The sequence below is a fragment of the Arcticibacterium sp. genome (assembly GCF_055134445.1).
In genome coordinates, this window is sequence record NZ_JBSRVI010000090.1 from 1 (window position 1) to 10,162 (window position 10,162).

Here is a 10,162-nt window from a genome sequence, read left to right on the forward strand (position 1 = left end):
AGGATTAAATTTTAAACACCAAAATAAATTTGATATTTTTTTTACTTTTCTTTTTCCCTCCCTCAATCACCATCTTCGCTTAGAACTAAACCCGTAACGATTCTCCGTTTTGGGATTGCAAAGATACGGCAATACTTTTGAGTTCACCAAACATTTATTTGAAGTTTATTCTTGTCAATTACCTAACTAACTCTTAATCAGAAGTACTTATAATACATCAATGATAACATTAAAACTTATCCTTGAAATAGTCCTACAGTAGAAGTATATTGAGAAGCAATTCAAGCATGATATTATAGAAAAAGTACCTTCTGTATTATTATTAAAACAATTCTTCAAATCTCATGATTGGCAAAAAAATTGTTCATTTGTACATACAAGTAGTAGAACTACTTTTAAAATACTTTATCGGTAAGGTCATCGTTTTGATGATAATCATATTTATTGAATGAAATACATCTTTATATTATTCTCGCTTCTTCTTAATTCAACCTTTGTTTTCTCCCAAGAACTTCAAAAGCTCGGTTCTTCTATTAATACGGAGTACAATGAAATACATCCGGTGATTTCACCAGACGGTGAGTCTTTATATTTTGTAAGGGTAAGTCACCCATCAAATAACCATGGAAAAAACGGCAGTAATGATGTCTGGTATTCTGAACACAGATCTGATGGTAGGTGGTCCATTGCCAGAAAAATGCCTAATACCATTAATAAGGATAAATACAATGATCTCTTTAGTATCACACCTGACGGAAATACTATCTTAATAAGAGGTGTATATAGGAATGGACGAAAACAAAACGAAGTAGGGATATCTCAATGTAAAAAAACAAAGACAGGATGGACGCAACCAGAGCAGCTCGACATCCCAAAACTAGACTTGATGTGTAAAGGACAATTCCTTTCTGCTTTCTTGACCAATAATGGTAAAGTTTTAATACTAGGCTTTGCAGAAAAAAAGAATAGTAAAAATGATGACCTATATATAAGTAGTCTTGGAAAGGATGGAAAATGGACTAAGCCTGAAAGTTTAGGTGCCGACATCAATACTGGAAATAGCGAAACCACTCCATTTATGGCGTCGGATGACTATACCTTATATTTTGCCTCTGATCGGAAAGGCGGACAAGGGGGATTTGACATTTGGGTAAGTAAAAGAACAGACAGAACTTGGAAAAAATGGTCTGAGCCCATCAATCTAGGAGCAAAGATCAATTCGGAAGAAGACGATTACTACTATTCAATAACGGCCACTGGAGAATATGCTTACATGGCCACTAAAAACGAAAGCATAGGAAAAGGCGATATTGTAAGATTCAAATTAAGAGATAACTCTTCTGACGATGATGTAGTGGCGGCTCTTCAATCTTCCAACAACCAACAAAATCAGTCAAACACTCCCGCAAAAAAAACAAAGGAAGAAATAGAAAAAGAAAAACTAGATGCCCTTACCTCTCCTAACCCAGTGGTGATGTTAAGCGGAAAGGTTATTGATACTAAAACGCAGCGACCAATTGAAGCCAGAGTTATATATGAGACATTTCCTGAAGGAGAGGAAATTGGCGTAGCAAACACTAACCCCACAACTGGTGAATATAAAATAGTGCTTCCCTATGGTAAAATGTACACCGTGCGTGCAGAAGCGAATGACTTCATTGCAATTGGTAAAAACATTGACCTTACTCAAATAGGCGAATTTAAAGAACTTAAAGGTGAAAACCTGGAATTAGCTCCTATACTAGCTGGTGTTACTGTAGCTATGAGCAATATCTTCTTTGAATTTGCCTCGGCAAATCTAGAAAAGGAATCCTTTCCTGAGCTAGATAGGTTGGCAGGAGTCTTATTAACCAACAAAAATATGACTATTGAAGTACAAGGGCATACAGATAATGTGGGTTCACCTGAAGTTAACCTTAAACTTTCGCAGGCTAGAGCTAATTCTGTACGTGATTATCTACTTACTAAAAACGTACCGATCGAGAAAGTTGCCAGTGTGGGTATGGGTATGGCAAAGCCAATTGCATCTAATGCAACCACAGAGGGGCAAGCTAAAAACCGTCGTGTAGAATTTATTATAACTAAAAACTAAATCTTTCTACCTTTGCGGCTTCATTTAAAACTAATAAGAGAAGGATGAGCAAAGCACAGATGATAACTGAAAAAGGCACGATGGTTATTGAATTTTATGATAACGACGCCCCTAAAGCAGTAGAGAACTTTAAGAAACTAGCCTCAGAGGGCTTTTATGACGGTTTAACTTTCCATAGAGTTATTCCAAATTTCATGGTACAGGGTGGCTGCCCTAATGGAGTTGGCAATGGTGGCCCAGGATATAAAATCCCATGCGAACTAGATGGCGAGCTTCAATATCACGACAGAGGGGTATTATCTATGGCACATGCAGGAAGAAACACCGGCGGATCCCAATTTTTTATCTGCCACAGCAGAACTAACACTGCTCACTTAGATAGAAACCATACTTGTTTTGGTAAGGTGATTGAAGGTGTGGATACCATAGATGACATCAAACAAGGTGACAAGATTGAGAAAATTGTCATTTTAGACGAAGCGTAAATTTTATTACTTCTCGTTTTAACACCCTAAATTGGTATTGCCGATTTAGGGTGTTTCTTTTTATAAAGAGCCCACAAGGCAGCTAACATATTTAGCATAAACAGCACCATATATTAGCCAAGCATTCTAATACATTACCTTTGATTAGTCCTCAATAAAGTAATGTACCTCAACAACCATACATACTATAGTCTCCGATACGGCACTTTCTCCGAGAAGGAGCTGTTGCGATTAGCTCAGGACAATGGGCAAACGGTATTACCATTGACAGATATCAATAATACCTCCGCTTGCTTAAACTTTGTGCGGTTAGCACCTCAATATAACATTAGACCCATACTGGGAATTGATTTTAGAGACGGTGCTAAACAATTATTCATCGGGTTGGCTACCAACAATGACGGATTTCAAGAACTCAACGAATACCTTTCTCTGCATTCGCATCAAAAAACGACTATTCCAGCAGAAGCACCTGCTTTCATAAATGTAAAAGTAATATATCCTTATATACAGGTTCAAGCTTTAAACAAAACCCGATTTGAAGCAAATGAATATATAGGCATAAATCTTAAAGATTTAACTTACCTCCACAGGTCAAAATGGCACAGCCTCCAAGACCGAATGGTGGTTTTACAGCCCATCACTTTTAGAAACAAGATAGACTATAATGTACATCGTCTTCTGAGGGCCATTGACAATAATGAGCTACTGAGCAAACTCTCCCTTAGTGAGCAAGCAGATATTGACGAGAAATTCATACCCCAGGAAGCATTAACCCAAGGTTTTAAAGAATACCCCGCTATCATTCAAAACACAGACAAACTCCTAGAGCAATGCCAAATTTATTTTGACTTTAGCCCAAAACGGCTACATCAAAACCTGCTTCTCTACACCAATAGTTTTGAGGAAGATTTTCAAATGCTGGAAAAACTGACTCATGAAGGTTTAAAATATCGGTATGAAGTCATCACGGATGACATAAAAGCCAGAATTGCTAAAGAGCTCAAGATGATTAATGACCTGCACTACGTTCCGTTTTTTTTGGTCAACTGGGATATTGTGCAATACTGCCGCAGAAAAGGCTATTTTCATATTGGTAGAGGTAGCGGAGCCAATAGTATAGTGGCCTACTTATTAGGTATTACAGACGTGGATCCTATAGAACTGGATTTGTATTTTGAACGCTTCATGAATCTTTATAGGGCTAATCCACCGGATTTTGATCTAGATTTTTCTTGGCGAGATAGAGAAGACGTGACCCGATATATCTTCGAACGCTTTGGTAAAAAGGGACAAGTAGCACTTTTAGCCACTTATAGTACCTTTCAGCATAGCGGTGCTGTAAGGGAACTCGGTAAAGTTTTTGGTTTACCTAAAAGTGAAATTGATATTTTAAGTGATGGCAAGTTTGTCTTTGACGAGTTAGACAGGCTACAGCAGTTGGTTCTCAAATACGCTAGATCTATACTAGGTATGCCCAACCATTTAAGTGTACACTCTGGCGGTATATTGATTTCCGAAAAACCCATTACCTATTTTTCCGCAACAAATTTGCCCCCTAAGGGCTTCCCCACCACGCAGTTTGATATGGTGATATCTGAAGACGCGGGGCTTTTTAAATATGATATTTTAGGGCAACGGGGTTTGGGTAAAATCAAAGACACACTAAGTATTATAAAGCAGAATAGACCTGAAGCGGGAGATATAGACATCCATAATGTCAAACCTTTTCTGAAGGACCCCAATATTAATCACAAAGTAAGTCAGGCAGAATGTATTGGTTGTTTTTATGTAGAATCTCCTGCCATGCGAATGCTTCTCAAAAAATTAGGCACCAACACCTATCTAGGGCTAGTGGCGGCCAGCTCTATCATTAGACCTGGCGTGGCAAAAAGTGGCATGATGCGAGAATATATTCTCAGACATAAAGACCCAGAACGCAGGAAATTGGCTCATCCTATTATGTGGCAACTGATGGAAGACACTTATGGCGTGATGGTATACCAAGAAGATGTTATAAAGGTAGCTCACCACTTCGCTGGATTAGATTTGGGCGAGGCTGATGTACTCCGCAGAGGAATGAGTGGGAAGTTTAGATCCAGAGAAGAATTTGACAAAGTGAAACGTAAATTCATATTTAATTGCAAAGAAAAAGGCTATTCCGACAAAATTATCCAAGAAGTTTGGGCTCAAACGGAGAGTTTTGCTGGCTACGCTTTTGCCAAAGGGCACTCGGCTTCCTATGCTATAGAAAGCTACCAAAGCCTTTACCTCAAAACTTATTTCCCACTGGAATATATGGTGGCGGTATTAAATAATGGTGGAGGATTTTACAGGGCGGAGGCTTATATCCATGAAGCCAGAATGCAGGGAGCCACCGTGCATGCTCCACATATAAATATTAGTGTATACGAAACCACCATCCATGGTAAAAACATTTATTTAGGTTTCCAGCACCTGTCTGGGATCGAGGGTCAAATAGCAGAAAACATAGTTTCAGAAAGAAATACATCTGGCAAGTTCCAGAGCTTAGAAGATTTTATGGACCGCATACCATTAGGTATAGACCAGATTGACACCTTGCTAAGGATGGGGTCTTTTGATTTTACTGGAATTAACAAGCGAACATTATTATGGAAAGCCTATTATAGGTGCAATAAAGAACCAAAAAAGAGTGTTCAAAAAGAGCTTTTTAAAACACAAGTCAAACAGTTTTCTTTACCTACACTTACCTCATCGGAGTTGGAGAATGTTTTTGACCAGATAGAATTACTAGGCTTTCCGCTCTGCGACCCGTTTGACCTATTGCTTACACAACCCGAGAATGGCTTATTAGTTAAAGACATGCCCAAGTTTGTCAATAAGACCATCACACTCTATGGATATTTGGTCACCACTAAAAACACCGCTACCTCTAAAGGTGACAGAATGTTTTTTGGTACTTTTTTAGACAAAAGCGGACAATGGATAGATACTGTTCACTTTCCGCCGGTGGCGAAAAAGTATCCTTTTCGTGGCAGAGGTATCTACGAACTCACCGGAAAAGTGGTGAATGAATTTGATTTTCTAACCTTAGAAATCACTTCAATGAATCGTCTACCTTATATACTTGACCCGAGATACATTACGGATGAAGAGGCTAGCAAAAGAAAAGTAGCTTAGGATAGGTGCAATCTATTGGCCATTTGGTCGTAAACGGTATTGGTCAGTTTACCGATATTGAAACTATGTCCACTGTTTAAATCAAATGGAACTAAAACCATCCTCACTTCCTGCTCACTCAATTTCCTATGCTTAGGGTTCATGGTACCTCCGTATTCACCAGCCTTTACTGTGGGAATCCACTGATACGCTGAATCTACAAAAGTGCCCCTAGGTGCCATCAAAGGTGGAATACCCTCACCAATATAATTCAATTTCTTAGGGTGTGGGAGTCCTAAAGCGTGACCAAACTCATGTGAAGCTGTGGTACTAACACCTAAATGGTCTGTGGTAATCCAATGCCCAGAGTTATCACCAATCACAGAACCCATCATAGAGCGGGTGATATGGTTACCGTTTTCTATCCTAACAAAATTATTTCTATAGTCTCCGTTATTTGCAGCCAAAATAGAAATGTCATTTAGTGAAACAACCACAAACGAAGTTTGAAAACGAACGTGATACGGCAGCGTATGAACTGGCAGATAAATAGTGTGGCTATTCCACATGCTATTAATTTCATCCACTATTTTATCACCTAGCTCCACAGTGGCTTCATTTCCATATAAGAAAAGTCTAGCAGAAACTAAGATTTCTTTGGAGTCGTGAAGGACGTTTGCTACTGCAGACATAAAAGGGGATTGTTACAAAAAGCGACTGACGCAAGATCAAACTAAATATTTAAATGCTAAAATATTCAAGTCTTACTATCTCATAGGCACATAAATCACCTTTTTGGTTTCGAAGAATTCTTCTTCAAAAAGCTCAGAAAGGTTATGTTCTTGATAAGGTCTTTTGGCTTCGTTTAATTCTTCTTCTAAATCTCCACCTTTCAAATAGAGAATACCATTGTCAATGCTATTGATAGAACGTGTTTCAAATTTCTGATGAATCCATTCTATGAAAGGTTTCATTCTGGTAACTGCCCTACTCACCACAAAGTCATAAGTACCCTTCACATTCTCTGCTCTTTCATGCTGGGCAGTAAGGTTAGTTAAACCCAAAGCATCCGACACTTCTGTGACCACTTTGATTTTTTTACCTATAGAATCAACCAAATGGAAATGCACTTCTGGAAACATTATTGCCAATGGAATTCCAGGAAAACCACCACCAGTACCCACGTCTAGCACTTTTGAGCCTGGAGCAAATTCATGAACTTTCGCAATTCCTAAAGAATGTAAAACATGTTTCTCATAAAGAGCATCAATATCCTTTCTAGAAACTACATTAATTTGAGCATTCCACAGCGTATAAAGTTCCTGCAGCTGAGCAAACTCAGATTTCTGCTTTTCGGTAATATTGGGAAAGTACTTAAGAATAATATCCATGACAGTATATTAGATAATGGAAAAACAATAGTGGTTTTTAAGACCTACCTCCATTTTATTTTTTTAGGGTTAGACAGCAATGTGTATACTCCAAAAACGACTAAATAAATAAAGTATAAAAAATCCAAGGCTAGAATCTTACCCCAAGAAACGGTTCTTCCAAGCTTTTTATTGGTAAGCGAAAGTATAAGCCAACGTATCAGTAACCAAACAATAAAGACACCAGTTATCACCCGCATCCAGTTGGTATAAGGGAGGTATTGCTGCCATCCTATTTCATCTAACCATTGCTCAGACACCCTCATCCAATCTGGTAAAACAAACCAAAATGGCTCAGAAATAAAAGTTGGCAATACAAAAAACCAACAAGCCAAAAAGCTCATCCATAGGAGTCCTATGCTGAATTTATCTCTCTTTTTATATTTCTTTCCTACAGAAAGGTGCCTCTTTTTCTGAGTCACCCATGCCTCAAAGCTCATTTTAGGCTCCGAAGTCACATAAGAATTAGCGTCTAATGATATCGCAGTATTATTTCCTTTGGCAATTTCATTTACGAAAAGATCATCATCACCGCTTAAAAGTCCCATATGTGTCGTGAAGCCCTTGTTTTTCCAAAAGCTCTCACGTCTATACATCAAATTTCTTCCTACACCCATAAATGGCATACCGGCTTTGGCAAAAGACATATACTGAAGAGCCGTTTGAAAGGTTTCATACCTTATAAAGGCATTCAGCAATCCTGGATATTTATCGTAAGGAGAAAAACCTAAAACCACATCTTTATCTTCTGAAAGCTTAGAAGTCATTTGCCTTATCCACTGGTCACTCACAGGGCGGCAATCTGCATCCGTCAACAAAATAACCTCTTTAGTGGCCTTTTGAATACCCATGGTTACCGCATATTTTTTTGCCGTAAAATGTTCGGGCAAAGCCTTTACATTAACATAACAAACATGCTTAAAAGCACCTTCATTAACTCTTAAATAATCATAAGTGCCATCTGAAGACCTATCGTCTACCACTACAATCTCAAAGTTTGGATAATCTTGCGTATCAAGAATAGGTAATAACGCTTTCAAATTATCTAACTCGTTCCAAGCTGCTACGATAATAGAAACACCAAGAAGTTTAGTTTTCTCTTCCGATCTATCTTCAGCCACATTCGCTCTTAAGAGCGAAGTGAAAACAAAAAGGAGGTAAAACAGCTGTATAATAATAGCTGCTCCAAAAACGGCCGGAAAAAGGTAATCCCAGATCACTTAATATATAGTGGTATTTGTGTCCCTAATCATAAATAAATCTAACTCCTTTTACGTTAGCATAAGGCTGATTCCATATTATGTTCAGAATTGTAGTGTTAAATATGCTTCAAAGATAACAACTATTCTGAAGTTATAATGCTAAAAGCATGGAGCTTAATTAGAGTTGCAGCTATTTAAATCCTGACGTAAAATATTTTCCACCTTCTAGTAATTAAGCCTAATTTTGCCAAATGAAATTTGAGCTTCAAAAAAACGACCCTGGTAGCAAAGCCAGGGCGGGAAAAATAACAACAGACCACGGTGATATTCTCACACCTATTTTTATGCCGGTAGGTACCGCTGGTACTGTAAAAGGCGTGCACCAACGAGAATTAAAAGACGATATTAAAGCTCAAATAATCCTGGGTAATACTTATCATTTGTATCTAAGACCGGGTTTAGACATTATTCAAAAGGCAGGTGGCCTTCATGGATTTAATGGTTGGGATAAGCCTATATTGACCGACAGTGGCGGTTACCAAGTTTTTTCATTGAAAGATATGAGAAAAATAACGGAAGAAGGTGCCAAATTTAGCTCCCATATAGATGGCTCTAAACATATGTTCTCTCCAGAATATGTGATGGATATCCAGCGGGTTATTGGTGCTGATATCATTATGGCTTTTGATGAGTGCACACCCTACCCTTGCGATTACGATTATGCCCAAAACTCTATGCATATGACGCACCGTTGGCTAAAAAGATGTCTAAAAAGGTTTGACGAAACAGAACCTATATATGGACATTCTCAAACACTTTTCCCAATAGTACAGGGCAGTGTTTACCCAGACTTAAGAAGACAATCTGCCGAATTTATTGCGGAGCAAAACCGAGAAGGAAATGCTATTGGTGGTTTATCTGTGGGTGAACCCGCTGAAGACATGTATGCCATGCTAGAGGTCGTCAATGACATTTTACCCCTAGAAAAACCTCGTTATTTAATGGGGGTGGGTACCCCTGAGAATATTCTAGAAGGAATAGCCCTAGGAACAGATATGTTTGACTGCGTTATGCCAACAAGGAATGCCAGAAACGGTATGCTATTCACCACAGAAGGCATTATTAACATCAAAAACAAGAAGTGGGAAGATGATTTCTCTCCAATAGACCCAAATTTGGATTGCTACGCTTCCAGTTTTTATACCAAAGCATATCTAAAGCATCTTAATAAATGCCAAGAAATGCTAGCGGCACAAATAGGTAGTATTCATAACCTGGCCTTTTATATGTGGCTAGTGGGTCAAGCCAGAGAGCATATTATTGCAGGTGATTTTGCTATATGGAAACCAAAAGCCATTAAGCAGTTTATGCAAAGGTTATAAGACCTAAAAACGACGACCTATTTTGTTTGAAAAATAGGCTGCTCTCGATGATGAGGCAGCCTATTTTTAGATAATTTATTTCAGTTCTAGCTTTTCCGTTTTTTCAAAATCATCTCCTCTTAATGCCATAAAAGTAGTTTTCATTTCTTCTAATTTCTCTGGCTGAGCCTGAGCCAGATTATTCAATTGACTTGGATCTTCTTTCAGATTAAAAAGACCATCCTCCTTCAGATTTCCCAATTCAATGTTGACTTGCTTATTTATTGCAGGACCGTCGTATGCCGGTATCAGTACCCAGTCTCCTGCTCTAAAAGAAGTACGAGAACTGGCTTCTAAAATAATATTATCTCTACCTTTTTCTGCTTTCCCCAGTAACACCTGAGACATATCTTCACCATCCTTTGTTTTAATATCACTCCCTACAATTGAT

General features: G+C 38.3%; 7 protein-coding genes and 1 pseudogene. 4 read left to right on the forward strand and 4 right to left on the reverse strand.

Going from position 1 to position 10,162, the window contains the following annotated elements; translation table 11 throughout:
- Nucleotides 1-448: 448 nt before the first annotated feature.
- From ACTBZY_RS12070 to ACTBZY_RS12080, 3 genes are all read left to right on the forward strand, one after another.
- The gene (locus ACTBZY_RS12070; protein ID WP_463046599.1) at nucleotides 449-2,092 is read left to right on the forward strand and encodes an OmpA family protein; all 1,644 of its coding nucleotides are present in this window, start codon (nucleotides 449-451) and stop codon (nucleotides 2,090-2,092) included.
- A gap of 44 nt (nucleotides 2,093-2,136) precedes the next feature.
- The gene (locus ACTBZY_RS12075; protein ID WP_463046600.1) at nucleotides 2,137-2,577 is read left to right on the forward strand and encodes a peptidylprolyl isomerase; all 441 of its coding nucleotides are present in this window, start codon (nucleotides 2,137-2,139) and stop codon (nucleotides 2,575-2,577) included.
- A gap of 162 nt (nucleotides 2,578-2,739) precedes the next feature.
- Complete coding sequence (locus ACTBZY_RS12080; protein WP_463046601.1) at nucleotides 2,740-5,739, forward strand: DNA polymerase III subunit alpha; 3,000 nt, start codon at nucleotides 2,740-2,742, stop codon at nucleotides 5,737-5,739.
- Here ACTBZY_RS12080 and ACTBZY_RS12085 read toward each other — a convergent pair.
- From ACTBZY_RS12085 to ACTBZY_RS12095, 3 genes are all read right to left on the reverse strand, one after another.
- Nucleotides 5,736-6,410 carry a hypothetical protein gene (locus ACTBZY_RS12085; protein ID WP_463046602.1) on the reverse strand — a complete coding sequence of 225 codons (675 nt, stop codon included), beginning with the start codon at nucleotides 6,408-6,410 and terminating at the stop codon, nucleotides 5,736-5,738. The two genes, ACTBZY_RS12080 and ACTBZY_RS12085, sit on opposite strands and share 4 nt — an antisense overlap.
- Before the next feature lie 75 nt (nucleotides 6,411-6,485).
- Nucleotides 6,486-7,109, reverse strand: a complete 624-nt coding sequence (rsmG, locus tag ACTBZY_RS12090; protein ID WP_463046603.1) for a 16S rRNA (guanine(527)-N(7))-methyltransferase RsmG — start codon at nucleotides 7,107-7,109, stop codon at nucleotides 6,486-6,488.
- 44 nt (nucleotides 7,110-7,153) lie between these two features.
- Nucleotides 7,154-8,368, reverse strand: a complete 1,215-nt coding sequence (locus ACTBZY_RS12095; protein WP_463046604.1) for a glycosyltransferase — start codon at nucleotides 8,366-8,368, stop codon at nucleotides 7,154-7,156.
- A gap of 233 nt (nucleotides 8,369-8,601) precedes the next feature.
- On the opposite strand from ACTBZY_RS12095, the gene tgt reads away from it, so the two are divergent.
- Nucleotides 8,602-9,732, forward strand: coding sequence for a tRNA guanosine(34) transglycosylase Tgt (tgt, locus tag ACTBZY_RS12100; protein ID WP_463046605.1), 1,131 nt, complete (start codon nucleotides 8,602-8,604; stop codon nucleotides 9,730-9,732).
- A 75-nt stretch (nucleotides 9,733-9,807) separates the two neighbouring features.
- Here tgt and ACTBZY_RS12105 read toward each other — a convergent pair.
- A pseudogene (locus tag ACTBZY_RS12105) lies at nucleotides 9,808-10,162 on the reverse strand (arylsulfatase); the annotation flags it as partial.